This is a genomic window from Paenarthrobacter sp. UW852, assembly GCF_024608385.1.
Taxonomy (GTDB): Bacteria; Actinomycetota; Actinomycetes; order Actinomycetales; family Micrococcaceae; genus Arthrobacter.
Genome location: NZ_JAMSGY010000002.1, coordinates 439794 through 458062 on the forward strand (window position 1 = coordinate 439794; position 18269 = coordinate 458062).

Below are 18269 nucleotides of genomic sequence, written 5' to 3' on the forward strand. Positions count from 1 at the left end.
GTCAGAATCCGATCCAGAGAAGGAGGCCGCGCTGCGGCTCGATGGTTATTGATTGGCCGGGGGCGTACTCCGCGGCTGGCTGGAAGCCGCGGATCGCGGGCGCTTCCATGCGACGGCCGGTGGCGGCAGCGCCGTGCCCCCAGGAGGTGAGGGCGTCGTCGTCGAATATCAACGTCACGTCCTCAGTTTGCCCGGCCCATGATGCGAGCGCCACAACCATTCCGCGCTCCGTGAGCCAAGTGGTGGCCAGAACATCCGGATGGCTTGTGCGGACGGGTGATTGCGGGTCCCAGAAGCCCCGCATCTGCGCGCCCTCCAGGCCGGTGGCTGCCCAGAACTCCCAGAGTGGGCGGTTATCGACGGCGGGGGCCCGGCCGGTCATGCCGAACACCATGCCACGCCATGGGTTTCCCCCGCCTTCCAACATTTCGCCCATGAGGCCAAAAGGAATGCCGGACAGTTCCACCAACCAGTAGTCGGGGTCTGTGTTGTCGTAGTCGAAGTACTCCCCCAGCCATAGCCTGTCCACATAGGGCAGCTGCTCCATGTACAGATTGGCCGAGGACGCGTACCCGTCATGCGCTGTGAACTGGTTGGCCGAGTGGAGGTCGATCTCCGGTCCAACCACACCCCGCGTCGCGCAGGCCCTCTCGAGGACCTTGCGCACGCGCAACATTGCATGCCGGTCGTAGGCGATGTCGTCCAGGTAGATACCGTCGATCCCGTCATCTCCCATGGCCAGTTCCTGCAAGCTGCGCACGTAGAAGTTCTCCCACCGCCACTCGCCTGTGGTCACCACTGCGATGTCCTCGACGTTCGGCGCGAACCACGCGGACACGTAGCCGCTGCCGGCGTGTTCCTGTAGCCAGATGTGGCCTGCCCCGGGGCCGTCGCTGAAGATCTCATGGTCGAGCTGCAGTAGAGGCAGCAGCTCCGGGCTGTGGAAAGTGAGCTCCCGGACGGTGTTGTAGATTTTGGCCTTGAGTCCGCTCTGGTGACAAGCAGCCACGTACTTCCGCAGCCGTTCGACGCTGAGCAGGGGGTCGTTGATGTATGGTGCCGGTGCTGTTGCGTGGTGGATGTTGACCACCGTGGCTCCGGCAGCTTTGATGTCGGAAGGTTCGGCGGGCTCGTGGAAGTAGCGTTTGCCCAGGTGCTTTCCGGGCTCGATGGGTTTGAACGGCGTCAGCAGGAGCCGGAAGTCGAAGTCCAGTGGCTGGCCCGCTTCCATGGTTCGGGCACCACTGGCTGCGCGGACCGCGACCTCGTCCCCGGAAGTCCGAAGGCTCACCCCGCCCCCAACTGTGCCGCCCTGCCGGTTGGCCCACGACGCCGGTTCCACCAACGGTTTTTCGCGGTAGAAATTGGTGTTGAGCGGACGCTCGTAGCTGCCGTCCCGCAAAGCCAGTTGGAGTCCGGCGTTCACCCCACCCAACCACAGCGAATCCTGGTTCCTCGTTGCGACGTCCCACGTCCAGTCAAGGGTTTCAGGCCGCCGTCCGCCCGGCACGCCCAAACCCATTGCGAACGGAACCGCGGCCCGATGGAGCGCCAACTGCAGGCCGACGTCGCCCGCTGCGAACGTCGACCCGGGCGTGAGGCGCAGGCCGTACGTCACTGTTCCGTCGGCGTCGAGAACGCCCTTCAACTCGAGCGACATGGCAGTACGTTGACCTGCCCGGGCGGTCCACCTGGAACGCCACGAGATTCGGGCCGGGCCTTCCCGCTTGAACTCAAGCGGCGAATGCGTCCACTCCACACCGTCCACGTCCAACCGGATGGGCGCACTGAGAAGCTCGACGGCGGGACCTTCAGTTGACGTCACAGCGGCGGTGAACGTTGAGGTTACCTGGGCCGGAAGTCCCGATTCCGTCAGCTGCAGCGTCCTGCCCAGGGTTCCGAGGGTCCTGGCGGATTCGTCGAGCGTTACTGCGGTGAACGGCGCCACGAGCTCCGAGTCCTGAGCCACGGCCGAATCCAGCCAAGCGAGGCGTCGGAGGTAGCGCGGGTCGCCGAAACCGCCCGCGCTGACCACCGGGTCCGCCTCTTCCTCTGGGAGGACATCAAGCGCGACCTCGACATTCCGCGCTGGGTGTCCCGTCGCGCTGACCGTGATCGACGCATAGTGAGTGGTCCCGGCAGCGTGCTTCGGGATGGGGAGGATAACGAACAAGGCCAGTACCGTCCCCGCTGGAACGTCCAGGGTCCTATGCCACGGCCGGCCCAGTCGGTCCACACCGTCGGTGTTGATGCAGTGTCCGCCCGATGCTGACGCGACCTCAACGGAGACCCCTGCCAGGTCTCGCTGCGCATACAACCCGAGCTGGACCACGTAGTCCTCGCCTGGTTCTGCTGCGGCCCGGAACGTGTCCGATGGGCCGTTGATCACCCAGTGCGCGGGCAGGTCCGCCCGCATGGAAACAGGGTTCAGGCGGTCCTCGGGGAACACCAGGAAGGCCTCTCCGGGGTGCCGCGCGTGGAGTGATTCCAGTTCGATGGCGCTCGCCGTGAAGTTCATCGGCGCGAACGAGTCCCGCTCACTGGCGGCCTCGTAGCGCAGAACCTCAGCGCGCGGCAGCCCGCGTTCCGGCGCCCACGCAGAACCCCCGACGGCGGCCGCCCACGCCGGATCCGCGGCCGGCCGCCGCGGGAGGTACTGCGCCTGCGGATAATGGGGTTTCCCGAGCATTGCGTAGGGCAGGTAGTAGACGAAGTAGATGCCGGCACCGTCGATGGCTTCGAACACCAGGGTTCCCGACTCCCTCGTAGCCTGCTCCACCGTGAGGTTCCTGACCCTGCCTCCGGAGCGCGCCGAGACAACAATGACCTCCACCGTTGCCGGCTCGGGGTCCTGCCGGCGCCACGGCAGAACCACACGGTGTGCCCTGCCTGCTGCTTCGGCTCCCTCGGTGTGGGTGTGCGTTGTACCGACCTCAATGACGAAGCGATGGTTTCCGTACAGCAGCTTGTCCCACTCCCCGATGCCGCACTCCACCTCCGGATGTCCGGGGCTGCTGCTGGTAGATGGAAGGGGGTGGGCGGGGGCCGATGAAACCGGCGAGGGCAGCGGCATCGCTGGGGACTCCTGAAGGTAGCTTCCGGGGCTTTTCACCGAGTTGGTGAATCCTTCAATCATTGGCGTTGCGGCACCCTCTGTAAAGGGTCATTACGATGCGTACTCACTGGAATTTCGCCCGCACTGGGCTGGACGGCGGCGGCCTGGTTAAGCTTCGGCGCCGTTCAATGCGTTGACCATCGCTTTGGCGGCCCGAACGGTTTCGCGGTCGGTGACGGTGTAGGCCGTGGGATCGTTGCCATCCTGGGCGCCGAGGGAAATCGTTCCCTCGCCGAGGGTGGAGACAGTCCTCTTGGCTGACAAGTGAACAGCCGAAAGGCCTGCCTTGTGCATGGCAGGGATGTCCTCCAGCGCCAATCCCCCACCGGCCATGATCTGCAGGTCAGCTCCGGCCCGTTCTGCCATGGCGGCCAAAGTAGGCAGGCCCGCTCCTGCCGTGGCTTCGTGCCCGGAGGTGAGGACCCGCGTGAATCCCAGTTCGAGGAGCTGCTCCAAGGCGCCCAGCGGGTCCTTGGACTGATCGATGGCCCGGTGGAACGTCAATTCGGCGTCCTGGTTGGCGTCCCGGGCGGCGTCCGCCAGGCGTTGCAGGATGCGGACATCCAGCTCGCCGGCCCCCGTGAGCGCTCCCACCACAACCCCGTGCGCACCTTGGGCCAGCAAGTGCCGGATCTCATGCACCATGGTGTCCACGTCCGAGGCGGAATACCGGAAATCGCCGGGCCTGCATCGAATCAGCGGGTGGATTTCCAAACGGCCGTCGACGTGTTCCAGGCTGGCTTCCATGAGGCCCTGGCTGGGCGTGATGCCACCAAGTTCCAGGCTGCTGCACAGTTCGATGCGGTCCGCGCCTTCCGAGGCGGCGATCCCTGCTCCGGCAGCACTCACTACGGCTATTTCAAGTTTCATGCTGAAACTCTACGTGCCCGTGGGTTCGCCTACGCGAACGGCCCCCGGGAACGTATCCCGGGGGCCGCACGCGTGCTTGACGTCAGGGAGCCTGGTAGCGTCCCAGCTGCTCCTTTTGTTCAGGAGTGAGCCGGAGGACGCGGCCGCTGGCCTCAGCGACGAAGGCCAGGTGCGTGCTGGCTTTGACGCACTCCTCCCCGGTGACCGGGTCCTTGATGACGTAGTGCAGATCGAAGCTGGCCCCTTTGATGGCGCCCACCCAAATCTCCACGACGGCCGGAACATTGCGGTATTCCAGCGTCCGGACGTAGCGGACCTTGTGTTCAACAACCAGGGTCATGGTGCCCTCGTCAACATCGTTGAAAAGAGCTGCCGGTGGCTCAACCCCAGGGAGTCCCGCACCACGGGGAGGCCCGAAGGCTGCGATACGGGCTTCCTCGAGCATGCGCACGATCTGGACGTTGTTGATGTGGCCGTAGGCGTCCATGTCGCCCCAACGCATGGGCACGAGGACCTCAATGCGCTGGGGCGTGGCGGATGCTCCGGTAGCCGGCAATTCCGTGCTCAGCTGTGCACCGCCGTCGAATCGTCCACCGCGGTCTCTTGCTCACCCGCGAACTGCGACATGTACAACCGGTAGTACGCGCCCTGCAGGGTGAGCAGATGTGCGTGGTTGCCTTGCTCCACGATCTTGCCGTTCTCCATGACCAGGATGGTATCGGCGTCGCGGATAGTGGAGAGCCGGTGGGCAATAACGAAGCTGGTCCGGTCAGTACGCAGTGCCGCCATGGCTTTCTGCAGCAACAGCTCGGTCCGGGTATCCACAGAGCTTGTCGCCTCGTCCAGGATCAAGAGGGACGGGTCGGACACGAACGCGCGCGCGATGGTGATGAGCTGCTTTTCACCAGCACTGACGTTGCTGCCTTCTTCGTCGATGATGGTTTGGTAACCGTCCGGCAGGGCACGTACGAAACGGTCCACGTAGGTAGCCTTGGCCGCCTCCATGATCTGCTCTTCCGTGGCGTCCAACTTGCCGTACTTGATGTTGTCGTAAATCGTTCCACCGAACAGCCAGGCATCCTGCAGCACCATGCCCACCTTGGAGCGCAGCTCGGCACGGCTGAGGTCCTTGATGTCCACGCCGTCCAGTGTGATGCGGCCGGCATTGAGCTCGTAGAAACGCATGACCAGGTTGACCAGTGTGGTTTTACCCGCCCCGGTTGGTCCGACGATGGCTACCGTGTGCCCGGGCTCAGCGCTGAAGGAGAGGTCCTCGATCAACGGCTTGTCCTCCACGTAGCTGAAGGAAACGTGCTCGAATTCAACGTGGCCGTCGGTCTTGGCCGGCAGGTGGCGCGTGCCGGTCTCTTCGATCTCTTCATCGGCATCGAGGAACTCGAAGACCCGCTCGGCAGAAGCAACGCCGGACTGCAGCATGTTGGCCATGCCGGCGATCTGGCCCAGGGGCTGGGTGAATTCACGCGAGTACTGGATGAAGGCCGTGGCGTCACCCAGGCTCATTGAGCCCGACGCGACCCGCAGGCCACCCACGACGGCGATGCCAACATAGGACAGGTAGGACACGAAGTTCATCGCCGGGAAGATCACGCCCGAGACGAACTGGGCACCGAACGATGCTTTGTAGAGTTCGTTGTTCTTCTCATCGAAGCGCTCCAGCATGTCGGCGTCGCGGCCGAACACCTTCACAAGATCGTGGCCGGAGAACGCTTCCTCGATCTGGCCATTCAAAGCGCCGGTGTTCTTCCACTGTGCCGCGAACAGTTTCTGGCTGCGGGCACCGATGACGCCTGCCAGGATGCCGGAGAGCGGCAGGGCGATCAACGCGATCAACGCCAATTCCCAGGAGACGATGAACATCATGACCGTAATGCCCAGCACCGTCAGCACGGAGCTGACCAACTGGGAGAATGCCTGCTGCAGGCCTTGCTGGACGTTGTCGACGTCGTTGGTCACGCGGGACAGGATGTCTCCACGCTGGCGGGTGTCGAAGTAGTTCAGCGGGAGCCTGTTGAGCTTCGCCTGGACATCGTTGCGGAGCTTCTTGATGACCCGCATGACGATTCTGTTGAGCAGCCACCCTTGTGCCCAGAGGAAGATGTTGGCCACAAAATACATCAGCAGCACGATCGAAATCAGGAACGTCAGCTTGGGGAAGTTGATCCCGTTGGTGAGTTCCATCTTGGAGACCATGTCCGCAAAGTTGCCTTGGCCCTGCTGGCGCATAAGCTCGACGAACTGTTCCTGGGAGACGCCCTGCGGGATTTGCTTCCCCACGACGCCGCCGAAGATGACGTCCATGGCACTACCGAGGACCTTGGGGGCAATGACGTTCAGGACCACCGAGACGACCACCAGGCTGATCACGATGTACACGCCGACACTTTCGGGTTTCAGCAGGCCCATGAGCCGCTTCGCCGACGGCCAGAACGCTTTGGCCTTCTTGGCCGGAACGTCGCCGAACATGCCGCCATCAGCCTCTGTGGGGACGTATTCCTCTTCTACGAAGTCTTCGTCCTCAAGCACTTCGGTTGCGACCTGGGCCTCGGCTGTCGCCTTGGCATTCTTGGCGGCTTCTGCCTTGGCAGCCCAGCCGCGCTTCTTCTGCTGGTTCTGCCCGCTCATGCCACTTCCTCCACGCTCAACTGTGATTCAACGATTTCCTGGTACGTGGGCGACGTTTCCAGCAGTTCGTCGTGCGTTCCACGGTCCACGATCCGGCCGTTGTCCAGGACCAGGATTTCGTCGGCGTCCGCCGATGGTGGAGACACGCTGGGCCACGATGATGACCGTGGCGTCCTTCGTCTTGGCCTTGAGGGCCTTCCGGAGCCGGGCATCGGTGGCAACGTCCAAGGCGGAGAAGGAATCGTCGAACAGGTAGACGTTGGGTTTGGTGACCAGGGCCCTGGCAATGGACAGACGCTGGCGCTGCCCGCCGGAGACGTTGGTTCCGCCCTGGGCGATGCGTCGGTTCAAGCCGGACGACTTCTCCTCCACAAAGCCCTTGGCCTGCGCCGTTTCCAGCGCATCCCACAGTTCCTCGTCAGTTGCATCCGGCTTCCCGAAACGAAGGTTGTGCTCGATCGTGCCCGAGAACAGATACGGTTTCTGCGGAACAGCCGAGACGCGGCTGGTGATCTCCGAGGCGTCCATCTTGGTGACGGGTACGCCGTCGAGCAGTACATCACCTGAAGCGACGTCGTAGAGTCGCGGCAGCAGCGAAACCAGGGTGGTCTTGCCGGCACCCGTTGAACCGATTATGGCCAGGGTCTTGCCCGGCTCTGCCGTGAAGGAAATGTTGCTCAGTACGGGTGCCTCGGCGCCGGGGTACTTGAAGGTGACGTCGCGGAACTCGACACGTCCCTTCTTCTCAGCGGGCACCACCGGTGAGGTTGGGTTATGGATGGAAGGCTCGACGTCGAGCACCTCACCAATACGGTCGGCGCAGACGGAGGCACGCGGAATCATCATGGCCATGAACGTACCCATCATGACGGCCATGAGGATCTGGAGCAGGTACTGCAGGAACGCCGTGAGCGCGCCAACCTGCATGTCGCCGGAGTCCACGCGCTGGCCACCGAACCACAGCACAGCGGCCGTGGAGAGGTGCAGGATCATCCCGATGGCCGGGAACATCAGGACGAACAGGTTACCGATCTTCACGGACACCGCGGTCAGCTCGTCATTGGCATCACCGAAGCGTTTGGCTTCGTGGGGCTCACGCACGAACGCACGAACCACGCGGATGCCGATGATCTGTTCACGGAGCACACCGTTGATGGCGTCGATCTTGGTCTGCATGGAGCGGAACAAGGGCATCAAGCGGACCACGAGGTAACCCACCACTGCGACGAGGACCGGGACCGAGACCCAGACAAGCCAGGAGAGGCTGAGGTCCTCGCGGAGTGCCATGATGATGCCGCCAACACACATGATGGGTGTCGAAACCATGAAGTTCAGGCCCATCAGAACCAGCATCTGGACCTGCTGGACGTCGTTGGTGCCGCGGGTGATCAACGTGGGGGCACCGAAACGGTTGACATCCTGCGCCGAGAAACCGCTGACCTGACGGTAAACGCTGCGCCGAAGATCGCGGCCGATGGCCATGGCCACCCGGGCCCCGAAGTAGACGGCGATGATGGCGGAGAGCACTTGTCCCAGGGCCACCGCGAGCATGAGGGCACCGGTCTGCCAGATGAAGTCGGTGTCCCCGCGGGAGACACCCTCATCGATGATCTTGGCGTTGAGGCTGGGGAGGTAGAGCGTGGCAATGGTAGAGGCCAGCTGAAAGAACAGCACGGCCGCTATCTGCGGCAAATACGGCTTGGAATAGCGCCGTATAAGGGTGACAAGCATGCCCACGGGTCCTTAGAAAGAGTGCGTGAATGAGACAGGAAGAAGTTTGGCAGCAAGGGCTGACAGTATTAGCCTCCCCACTGTACGAAATACTTTGCTGTGGCGAAACGACCCAGGGAAAAGATCATCCCAGCGGAGTATCTCCCGTGTCCCGGGTGCTCCCGCCGGTGCATCTGGCCCAGCGACAGGCAGGTTGGAACGCAGCAAAGCGCCGGCCGGGTTACCCAGCCGGCGCTTACTGTCCCGCCCTTGTTCGTCACGGCCCACGTATTACGCCGGGTGTTTCACACAAGGACGGGATCCGTGGTCGGATTAGCCGGCGTGCTTACCGTGGTCGGCACGGGCTTCGGCTCCCTGAAGAAGCAGCAGTGCCATACGCTCCTGTTGCCTGCGTTCGCGCTTGAGCTCCTTGCGGATGGCTGCCAACTCTTCGGCAGTGGCGGCCTGCTGCTCTGCGATTGCCTGCTGCTCCCGCAGGCGTGCCTGCAGTTCAACATTGGCTCGGCTGAGCTGCAGTTGCTGTTCGGCCAGGACGTACTGCGTCCGGGACAGCTGCTCCTGGACTTCCTTGACGTCACCCGCGGCGTGGGGACGTTCCTGGGTGAGGATCCGGGCAAATTCCAGGTCCAGGTCGGATCCGGAATCCTGCTTCGGAATCTGGCGGTCCGCCCCACCGGCGGGGCGTTCGGCACCCAGGCCGCTGCCGCCGTCGTCGGTCTTTACGGCGTCCAGGGACGACGTGTCCAGGGACATTCCAGCATCGCCGGAGGCCGTGGCAATCAGTTCCTTTTCGGGAGCGGCATCAACCGTGCGGCGCAGTGGACGTTCCTTGATGAACAGAACGGCCAGGAGGGCAACCACGCTGATGATGGCGGAAATAAGGAAGATCTGTGCAGTTGCGTCGCCGTATGCAGCCCGCATGATGTCGGCGATGGGCGCAGGCATGTCGGCTAGGTCCATGCTGGCCCCGGAGCCGCCACCCTGGACCGGAATGCCCGCAGCGGCCATTCCTTCCACGGCAAGGTCCTTCACGTGGTTGGACATGATGGCACCGAGGACGGAGACACCGATCGCGCCGCCCACCGACCGGAAGAATGCCACCGAAGCACTTGCCGTTCCGATGTCCTTGGCCTGGACGGTGTTCTGTACGGCCAGCACCAGGTTCTGCATCAGCATGCCCAGGCCGAGGCCGAACACGCCGGTGTAGATGGCAACGATCCAGAGTTCCGTGGTGTGGTCCATGGTGCCGGCGAAGGCCAGGCCACCGATGAGCAGCACCGAACCTGCGATCAGGAACCTCTTCCACTTACCAAAGCGGCTGATCAGCACACCCGATGCCACGGAACCAATAAGGTTGCCGGCGATCATGGGCAGCGTCAGCAGGCCGGCCTCGGTAGGCGTAGCACCACGGGCCACCTGGAAGTACTGGCCCAGGAAGGTGGAGGAACCGAACATGGCGATACCGACGGCGATCGAAGCAACGATGGCCAGTGCAGTGGTGCGCTCGGAGATGATCTTCAAGGGGATGATCGGCTGGGCAACCTTGGTTTCCACGAACACCAGGAGGGCAAGCAAGGCCACGCCGCCGCCGACCATGAGCGCGGACTGCCAGGAGAACCAGTCGTAGTAGTCCGGGTTACCGGCGAAGGAAACCCAGATCAGCAGCAGGCTGACGCCCGAGGTCAGGAGGATGGAACCAAGCCAGTCGATCTTGGCGGGGCGCTTGATGTGCTCAATCTTGAGGGTGATCTGGAGGAGGATCAGTGCCACAACGGCCAAGGGAACACAGACGAAGAATGTCCAGCGCCAGCCGAGCGGGCTGTCAACAATGAAGCCACCCAGCAGCGGGCCGCCAGCGGTGCCGACTGCCATGACAGCGCCCATGTAACCCGAGTACTTTCCGCGGTCGCGCGGCGGGATCATGGATCCGATGATCGCCTGCGCCAGGGCTGTAAGGCCACCCATCGCGATACCTTGGATGACGCGTGCGGTCAGCAGCAGCGGGATGGTCTCGGACAAGCCGGCCATGACCGAGCCCGCCACGAAGATGATGATGCTCAGCTGGACCAGGAGCTTCTTGTCGAAGAGGTCAGCGAGTTTGCCCCAGATGGGCGTGGTGGCAGCGTTCGCCAGGAGCGCTGCCGTGATGACCCACGCGAAGTCCGTTTGGGTGCCCTTGAGCTCGGACATGATGGTTGGCAGTGCGTTGGCGACGATCGTGCTGCTGAGGATCGCCGTGAAGAATGCCGCGAGGAGGCCGGTCAAGGCTTCCATGATCTGGCGGTGCGTCATGGGCGCGGCAGCAGTTGCTGGTGCGCCCACCGCCGTCGGGGTTTGTGTTGGTTTAGCCATTCCGGGCTCCTAAGCTGTCTGGTTTGTTGTGATGGAGCCGGCCGCCGTTGCCCGGATTGAGTCCTTGAGGGACTCTGTGAGTTTGTTGAGCACCTGGGAGGCCTCGAGGGCGTCAGCCTCGCTCCAATCCGCCAGGTAATCCCGCAGTCTCACGCTGCGTTGTTCTTCGAATTCGTGCAGTTTCGCCGCACCCTTTTCCGTGAGGGCGAGCAATTGCGCCCGGCCGTCTGCCGGATCGGGCCGCCGGACCACAAAGCCGAGCTCTTCGAGCTCCGCGATATGCCGGCTCAGGACCGGGGCGCTGACACCCAAGCGCGAAGCGAGCTGCGTCGCGCGGGCGTCCCCCTCGCCGATGAACCGCATGACACCTTGGAGCGCCATTCCGACGTCGGGAACGCGGGCCATATGGGCAGTCACCACGCAACGCAGAGTTCGTTGGAGATCGAAGATTTGATGAACAAGATCGGTTGCGGTGGCAGAACCGACGGACATGGAGACACACCCCTTTTTTGTTTGCCTAAAGCAACTATAACTCATATTGATTGCTTTGGGAAACTAATGATGGGATTCGTGGAGGCGTTGTGGGGCCCGCTTTGCGCCCCAATGAACGAATTTGGGGAGCAGAGCGGGCCCCACAACGCAGAAAACCCCCGCACGGTGTTCCGTGCGGGGGCTGACTGTTGGCGTTTTAGTCGTCCAGGTGCGTGGGGCCGAACATCTTCAGCAGCGTTTCAACCACGACGACGTTGGGTCCGTCCGCTTCGAAGGACGCCTTGAGCGCGTCCCCCACTTCCTCCGGGGCAACCCGGCGGGCCGGGACACCGAAGGACTCGGCAAGCTTGACGAAGTCCGGGCGGGCGAGTTCCGTGGCGGTGGCCTGGCCGAAGGCCCCCACCATGTACTCGCGCAGGATCCCATAGCCACCGTCATCCACGATCAGCCACGTGACCGGGACGTTGTGCTGCTTGGCCGTGGCGAGTTCGGAGATTGAGTACATCGAGGAACCGTCACCGGACACAGCGAGCACACGGCTCGGTTTGCCGGTGGTTTCCAAGCCCACAGCCCCGCCGATCGCCGCGGGGAAACCGTAGCCGAGGCCGCCTGCGCCCTGGGCGGAGTGGAACTGGCCCTGCCGGGCGTCCCAGCAGCTCCAGCCCCAGTACGCGGAGATGGTCATGTCCCAAAACGTCTGCATGTCCGCCGGAACAGCCTCACGGATGTCCGACATGAACTTCAGTTCCTTGGCCAGGTCCTGGGATTCCAGCCGTGCCTTCACCTTGGCCAGGGACTCCTTGACCACGTCTTCCGGGCTGCTTCCGTGCCAGTCCCGCTTGTTCGCTGTTCCGGCGCCTGCCTCTGAGAGCGCTTCGTCCAGGGCCGCGAGTGCCTGTCCGGCGTCGGCGCGGATGCCCAGGCCGGGACGGTTGGACTCGAGGACGCGTGGTTCGGCGTCGATCTGGATGATCCGGCCTCGCGGTTCGAACGTGAAGTAGTTGGAAGTGACCTCGCCCAAGGATGAGCCGATCACGATCAGCACATCAGCGTCTTCGAGGACATCGGTCATGTACCGGTCCTCAATCCAGGACTGCAAGGACAGTTCGTGGTTCCACGGGAATGCACCATTGCCGCCGGGTGTGCAGATCACCGGCGCACGGAGCTGCTCGGCGATGGAGAGCAGAGACTTCTCGGCCCGGCCACGGCGGGTACCGCCGCCGGCGATGATCGCCGGACGTTCCGCCGTCGAAAGCCACTTCACGGCCTCCCGCACGAGCTCAACGCGGGGCGGATTGTCGAAGGCCTCGGCCAATGCGTCTTCCACCGGCGGGACCATGATCGGGTCCAGCAGGACGTTCTGCGGGATCTCGATCCACACCGGACCCTGCGGCGAGGAAATCGCCTCGGTCCACGCATCCTGGATAGCCGACGGAATGCCTGAAGCGTGCTGGATCAGGCGCTGGCTCTTGGTGACGTTCGCAGCCGAGGCCTTCTGGTCATCAAGCTGGTGCAGCATGCCCTTGCGGCGTGCGCCCAAACCATCGAGCGGGATCTGGCTGGCAACAACCACCATCGGAACACCGGTGGCGTAGGCCTCCTGGAGACCGGCCAAGGACGTCAGCGCGCCGGGACCCGTCGACAGGAACAGCACACCCACCTCCCCTGTGGCACGGGAATAGCCGTCAGCGGCGAACGCCGAGTTGTTCTCCACCCGGGAGGATACGAAATGCAGGTTGCCGCGGCCCATGGCGTCAAAGAGGCCCAGCGCATGCTGGCCCGGGATACCGAAAACAGTCTTCGCGCCCAGCGCTTCAAGGGTCTCGACGACGAGGTCCCCGCCATTGCGCTGGTTGGTGCCCTTGGTGGGGGCTGCTGTACCCGGATCGAAATCGATCATCGCTGCTCTCCCGAGGCCTTCGCGAGCTCCTCGATGCGGGCACCCAGGGCCTGCTGGGCGTAGCCGTTGGGGGCACCCAGTCGATCACCCTCGACGGCGTTGTCTGCCATCAGGGTGACGAGCTCGTAGGCAACATGGCTTCCGGCAACACCGGTGATCTCTGCATGGTCGTAGGCGGGAGCAACCTCGACGATGTCCGCGCCAACGAGGTTCATTCCACGGAAACCGCGAATGATTTCAAGGAGTTCACGGCTGCTGATGCCGCCGGCCTCGGGGGTACCGGTGCCGGGTGCGTGCGCCGGATCCAGGACGTCGATGTCCACGGAGATGTACAGCGGGCGGTTGCCGATGCGGTCCCGGATCTTCGCGACCGTCTCCAGGACGCCCTGGTAGTAGACGTCCGCGGAGGTGACGATTCCGAACCCGAAGCGGTGGTCGTCGTCGAGGTCCTTCTTGCCGTACAGCGGACCGCGGGTTCCAACGTGGCTAATGGCTTCGGTGTCCAGGATGCCTTCTTCCACGGCACGGCGGAACGGGGTGCCGTGGGTGTACTCGGCACCGAAGTAGGTGTCCCAGGTGTCCAGGTGCGCGTCGAAGTGGAGCATGGCGATGGGTTCGCCGGCGCGCTCGGCCGCGGCACGGAGCAGGGGCAGCGCGATGGTGTGGTCGCCACCGAGGGTGACCAGCTTGCTGCCGTTGGCGGTGAGGTCCAGGGCGTTCTGCTGGATGGTCTCGATGGCCTCGTTGATGTTAAAAGGGTTCACAGCCATGTCGCCTGCATCGGCGACCTGGATGTTTTCAAAGGGACTGACATCCCAGGCGGGGTTGTACGGGCGCAGCAGGCGGCTGGCCTCACGCACATGGTTGGCGCCGAAGCGCGCGCCCGGGCGGTACGAGACGCCTGAGTCGAACGGAACGCCAACAACTGTGACGTCAGCCTTTGCTACCTGGTCAAGGCGGGGCAGGCGGGCGTAGGTGGCGGCACCGGCATAGCGCGGGATGCGGGACGAATCGATGGGACCAAGGTTGCCGTTGGCCTCAATACGGAGCTCTTCCAAAATGCGCCACTCCTTAGTGGATCGGGGGTGAATCTGTGACTGTGACACCCATCATACACTCGAAGTTGCCTAATAAGCATCATCTGTTTACAACTTTGCCTCAGCTTGAGACGCCCATCACAGCAGGCGTAAAGATTCCATAAAAACCGGGGTTTCGGCGTCGACGGCGGTCCTACGCTCGACCGGGAGCAGCACCGTGCTGCGCGAAAGGACACCGTGACCACCCTGTCGAGGCCTCCGGCCGATCCGGCCAACCGGCAAAAAGACTCCTTCAAGCTCAAGCCCTGGCTGCTGGAAGGAATGCCGGACACATCAGGCAAACGGCAAGGCCCCCACGGCCAGCCCTCAGAGTCGCACAAGCCGCAGGCGTGGTGGAAGGTCATGTGCCTCACCGGCCTGGACTACTTCTCCACGCTCGGCTACCAGCCCGCCATCGCGGCGTTGGCAGCGGGCCTGCTCTCCCCCCTGGCAACATTGCTCCTAGTGGTGGCAACCCTGGCCGGCGCGTTGCCCGTATACCGCAGGGTGGCCAGGGAAAGCCCCCGAGGCGAAGGCTCCATTGCCATGCTGGAGCGCCTCCTCCCCCGCTGGAGCGGCAAGCTTTTCGTCCTGGCGCTCCTGGGCTTCGCTGCCACCGACTTCATGATCACCATCACCTTGTCGGCCGCAGACGCCACCGCCCACCTCATCGAGAACCCCTTCGCACCGGACTTTCTTGAAGGGCAGCACGTCGTCATCACCCTGGCGCTGATTGCTGGTCTGGGCGTGGTCTTCCTTCGCGGTTTTAAGGAGGCCATCAATGTGGCCGTCGTCCTGGTGGCTGCGTTCCTGGCCTTGAACCTGGTGGTGATTTCGGTTTCCATTGGGCATCTCTTCACCGAAGCACACGTCGTCACCAACTGGTGGACAGCACTGACAACCTCGCACGGCGACCCCATCATGATGGTCGCCCTGGCGCTCCTGGTCTTCCCCCGGCTTGCCCTGGGCCTGTCCGGATTCGAGACCGGCGTGGCCGTCATGCCGCAGATCAAGGGCTATCCGTCCGACACTGACGCCAACCCTGTGGGACGCATCAAGGGTGCCCATCGGCTCCTGACGACAGCAGCCATCATCATGAGCTCGTTCCTCATCACCTCCAGTTTCACCACAGTGATGCTTATTCCGGCGGCCGAATTCGAATCCGGGGGCAAAGCCGAAGGCCGCGCGCTCGCCTACCTCGCCCACAGGTTCCTGGGTGACGGCTTCGGAACGGTCTACGACGTCAGCACCATCGCGATTCTCTGGTTCGCCGGCGCATCAGCCATGGCAGGTTTGCTCAACCTCGTGCCGCGCTACCTTCCCCGCTACGGGATGGCTCCCGCCTGGGCCCGCGCCCTGCGCCCACTGGTCCTGGTCTTCACGGTCATCGCCTTCATCGTGACCATCATTTTCCAGGCCGACGTCAACGCCCAGGGCGGCGCCTATGCCACCGGGGTACTTGTCCTGATCACCTCCGCTTCCATCGCGGTGACCCTGTCCGCGCGGCGCAAGAAGCAGCGGGCACAGTTCATCGGCTTCGGCATCATCTCCCTGGTTTTCGTCTACACCACGGTGGTCAACTCCATCGAACGCCCGGATGGCCTGAAGATCGCGGCCCTCTTCATCGTCGGCATCATGGTGGTCAGTTTCATCTCCCGCATGCGCCGGGCGTTCGAACTGCGGGCTACGCATATCAAGCTGGACGAGAAAGCGCTGGAGTTCACGGCCAACCATGCCGAGGGGCCGGTCCGGATCATCGCCCACGAACCCAAGCACGTGAGCGCGGACCGTTACCGGGAAAAGCTCCAGCACGCCCAACAGGCAAACCACCTTCCCGTCGACTGCGACGCAGTGTTCATCGAGATCATCGTGGACGACAGCTCCGACTTTGAGCAGGAACTGCAGGTGGTGGGCAAGGAGAGGCACGGCTTCAAGATCCTGGAAGTGCACAGCAACAACGTGCCCAATACCCTGGCCGCCGTCTTGCTGCACATTCGCGATGTCACCGGCCTGATGCCGCACATCTACTTCCGCTGGACCGAGGGCAACCCGATCTCCAACCTCAGCAAGTTCCTGTTCTTCGGCGAGGGCGAAATCGCGCCCGTAACGCGCGAAGTGTTGCGGGAAGCGGAGCCGGACATCACCCGCCGGCCCTGGGTCCACGTGGGCTAGCTCCTCCCCCGCCGCGCTCCTCCCCAGTTGGCCGCCGCCTGCGCCTCGCTCCTCCCCAGTTGCTGGGCGGGAAGGGCACGCATGGATCCCGGGTTTCCGTGCTCGCCCTGGGGCCTTGGGCCTCCTGGGTCAAAGCAAACGGGGAGGAACGCAGCTGCGGACTGGTCCAAACGGGGAGGAACGCCGGCACAACCATCCGGACAGCCGCCCACGTTTCCCACATGCGGCGATTCCCGCATTCCCAATGCCCCTCGAGCCCACTGGACTGGCTGGATGGACGCCATCCAGTACTTACAGACAATCGGAGGGGTTGCCCGCACCAGGCAACTTCTGGCCGCAGGCTACTCACGCGCGGAAATTTCCCGGCTGCCAGAACAGGGAGCCAAGCAACCTCGACGCGGCGTCTTCATGCTCAAGGGTTGCAAACCGGAATTTGCCACGGCAATCGGAACAACGCCAAAGTTACGTGCGCCAGCGCAGCCAGCTATTACGGCCTGTGGCTCAGGAACCCGCCCGAACAACACCATTTGGCTTGCGATCACGGCCACGGCTCAGGTTTCGTGCGGCACCGGACCATAAGGTTCGACGCCGATCCTGTACTTCCGCTCGCAAGCGTCGAGGATGCGGTGATTCACTCACTGGGGTGCCTCCAACCCAATGCGGCAGCAGCGATGGCAGTTTCAGCTGTCCGGCTCCGCGGAGTCCCTTTGGCCTTGCTGCGGGGCGAACTCAGCGCCCACAAATCCCGCCCATCACTGCTGATACTTCAAGAACTCGACCTACGGGCCGAGTCCATCGTGGAAGTCGATACCCAACACCTCCTAAAAAGCCATGGCATTGCCTACGATGCTCAAGTGCAACTCCCGGGCATCGGCCGCGTGGATTTCCTGATCGAAGGAGTGCTCATTGTCGAGGTGGATGGCTTCGCTTTCCATGCGGACCGGTCAGCTCTGCGTCGGGATCTGTTCCGCAACAACGCGTCCACGCTTAAGGGATTCTCCGTCCTCCGCTACCCGCCGGAGGCCGTCTGGTACGAACCGGGCCGGGTCATAGCGGAAATCCGGGCAGTGCTGGAACGGCGGCGCAACGCTCCTCCCCGATTGGTCAGCAAGTAAGTCCAAGCAAACCCCGGAATTACAGGGCAAAGGATCACCGGGAACCCCCGGAAGCGAGGCAACCGGGAAGGAGCACAGAGGCTCCGCGCGAAGAGGAAAGAACTACCGGCTCGCAGCGGGCACCAGGACCCAGAGCACTTCGACGGTTTCGTCCGTGGGGTTGATCCAGGTGTGAGGCTCCCGGCCAGGGAAGGAAAGGGTATCGCCTTCTGCGAGGTCGTATTCCTCGTTGGTCAGGATGAGCTTGATCCGGCCCTTGACCACATGCAGGACATCCACGTCACAATCCACTGCGTACAGCTCGTTCTCACCGCGGCCGCGGGGTTCGATGGTGGCCTGCAGGATCTGCAGGCGACGCTCGGAGCGCGCGGTCAGCAGGCGTTCCACGATCCCTTGGCCACCCAGGGAGATGCGGGGGCCGTCGTCGCGCTTGGTCAGGTGGGTTTCCGGCGCGGCGAACAAGTCCCCCACGGAGACGGACAGAACCTGGCACAGCGTGACAAGCGACGCGACCGACGGCGATGTCAGGTCCCGCTCCACGCGGCTGAGGAACCCTTTGGTCAGACCGGTAGCGTCTGCCACCTGCTCGATGGTGAGTCGTTGCGCCTGCCGGGCTGCGCGGATTCTGGAACCGATGGCAACTGGAACGTTGCTTGGTTCAACGGGGAGAGCCTTCATTCACGAACCTTTCAGGCCTGTCATGTGGCCCTGTCATTGGAGCAATAGTAGCCGGAGCGCGCAAAAGGAGGACCAGAAACGGCCGAAGCATGACTTAAGCATCTTGACTGTTACTCCCATCACAA

Annotated in this window: 11 protein-coding genes and 1 pseudogene; 2 read left to right on the plus strand and 10 right to left on the minus strand. The window is 63.3% G+C overall.

Features of this window, described 5'->3' with window-relative positions:
* Nucleotide 1: 1 nt before the first annotated feature.
* The 9 genes and pseudogenes from NEK97_RS05195 to speB form a co-directional block, all read right to left on the minus strand.
* Nucleotides 2-3136, minus strand: a complete 3135-nt coding sequence (locus NEK97_RS05195; RefSeq protein WP_257368858.1) for a glycoside hydrolase domain-containing protein — start codon at nt 3134-3136, stop codon at nt 2-4.
* Between the two features lie 87 nt (nt 3137-3223).
* On the minus strand, nt 3224-3985 hold the full coding sequence (locus NEK97_RS05200; protein ID WP_257368859.1) for a copper homeostasis protein CutC: 762 nt from the start codon (nt 3983-3985) through the stop codon (nt 3224-3226).
* An 82-nt stretch (nt 3986-4067) separates the two neighbouring features.
* Nucleotides 4068-4487 (minus strand): thioesterase family protein, encoded by a 420-nt coding sequence (locus tag NEK97_RS05205; protein WP_235519731.1) that lies wholly within the window; start codon nt 4485-4487, stop codon nt 4068-4070.
* 62 nt (nt 4488-4549) lie between these two features.
* Complete coding sequence (locus tag NEK97_RS05210) at nt 4550-6628, minus strand: ABC transporter ATP-binding protein (RefSeq protein WP_306672811.1); 2079 nt, start codon at nt 6626-6628, stop codon at nt 4550-4552.
* Nucleotides 6625-8359: pseudogene (locus NEK97_RS05215) on the minus strand (ABC transporter ATP-binding protein). The gene NEK97_RS05210 and the pseudogene NEK97_RS05215 overlap by 4 nt, the downstream one beginning before the upstream one ends.
* 312 nt (nt 8360-8671) lie before the next feature.
* On the minus strand, nt 8672-10711 hold the full coding sequence (locus NEK97_RS05220; protein ID WP_257368860.1) for an MFS transporter: 2040 nt from the start codon (nt 10709-10711) through the stop codon (nt 8672-8674).
* Nucleotides 10712-10720: 9 nt separating this feature from the next.
* Entirely contained in the window at nt 10721-11203 is a 483-nt protein-coding gene (locus NEK97_RS05225) for a MarR family winged helix-turn-helix transcriptional regulator (protein ID WP_257368861.1), read from the minus strand.
* A gap of 196 nt (nt 11204-11399) precedes the next feature.
* Nucleotides 11400-13103, minus strand: coding sequence for a thiamine pyrophosphate-binding protein (locus NEK97_RS05230; protein ID WP_257368862.1), 1704 nt, complete (start codon nt 13101-13103; stop codon nt 11400-11402).
* Nucleotides 13100-14161 (minus strand): agmatinase, encoded by a 1062-nt coding sequence (gene speB / locus NEK97_RS05235; RefSeq protein ID WP_257368863.1) that lies wholly within the window; start codon nt 14159-14161, stop codon nt 13100-13102. The genes NEK97_RS05230 and speB overlap by 4 nt, the downstream gene beginning before the upstream one ends.
* A 216-nt stretch (nt 14162-14377) precedes the next feature.
* Here speB and NEK97_RS05240 point away from each other — a divergent pair, with 216 nt between their 5' ends.
* Together NEK97_RS05240 and NEK97_RS05245 are read left to right on the plus strand one after the other, a co-directional pair.
* A complete protein-coding gene (locus NEK97_RS05240; protein WP_257368864.1) occupies nt 14378-16351 on the plus strand; it encodes an amino acid transporter in 1974 nt (657 codons plus the stop codon).
* 419 nt (nt 16352-16770) lie between these two features.
* Nucleotides 16771-17466, plus strand: a complete 696-nt coding sequence (locus tag NEK97_RS05245) for an endonuclease domain-containing protein (RefSeq protein WP_257368865.1) — start codon at nt 16771-16773, stop codon at nt 17464-17466.
* 102 nt (nt 17467-17568) lie between these two features.
* On the opposite strand, the gene NEK97_RS05250 is transcribed toward NEK97_RS05245, so the two are convergent.
* The gene (locus tag NEK97_RS05250) at nt 17569-18144 is read right to left on the minus strand and encodes a helix-turn-helix domain-containing protein (RefSeq protein WP_235519052.1); all 576 of its coding nucleotides are present in this window, start codon (nt 18142-18144) and stop codon (nt 17569-17571) included.
* Between the last annotated feature and the right edge of the window lie 125 nt (nt 18145-18269).

Coding starts and splice junctions, on each gene's coding strand:
- NEK97_RS05195 (WP_257368858.1), bottom strand. CDS start 3,136: ATGATTGAAGGATTCACCAACTCGGTGAAAAGCCCCGGAAGCTACCTT.
- NEK97_RS05200 (WP_257368859.1), bottom strand. CDS start 3,985: ATGAAACTTGAAATAGCCGTAGTGAGTGCTGCCGGAGCAGGGATCGCC.
- NEK97_RS05205 (WP_235519731.1), bottom strand. CDS start 4,487: ATGCGTTGGGGCGACATGGACGCCTACGGCCACATCAACAACGTCCAG.
- NEK97_RS05210 (WP_306672811.1), bottom strand. CDS start 6,628: ATGAGCGGGCAGAACCAGCAGAAGAAGCGCGGCTGGGCTGCCAAGGCA.
- NEK97_RS05220 (WP_257368860.1), bottom strand. CDS start 10,711: ATGGCTAAACCAACACAAACCCCGACGGCGGTGGGCGCACCAGCAACT.
- NEK97_RS05225 (WP_257368861.1), bottom strand. CDS start 11,203: ATGTCCGTCGGTTCTGCCACCGCAACCGATCTTGTTCATCAAATCTTC.
- NEK97_RS05230 (WP_257368862.1), bottom strand. CDS start 13,103: ATGATCGATTTCGATCCGGGTACAGCAGCCCCCACCAAGGGCACCAAC.
- NEK97_RS05250 (WP_235519052.1), bottom strand. CDS start 18,144: ATGAAGGCTCTCCCCGTTGAACCAAGCAACGTTCCAGTTGCCATCGGT.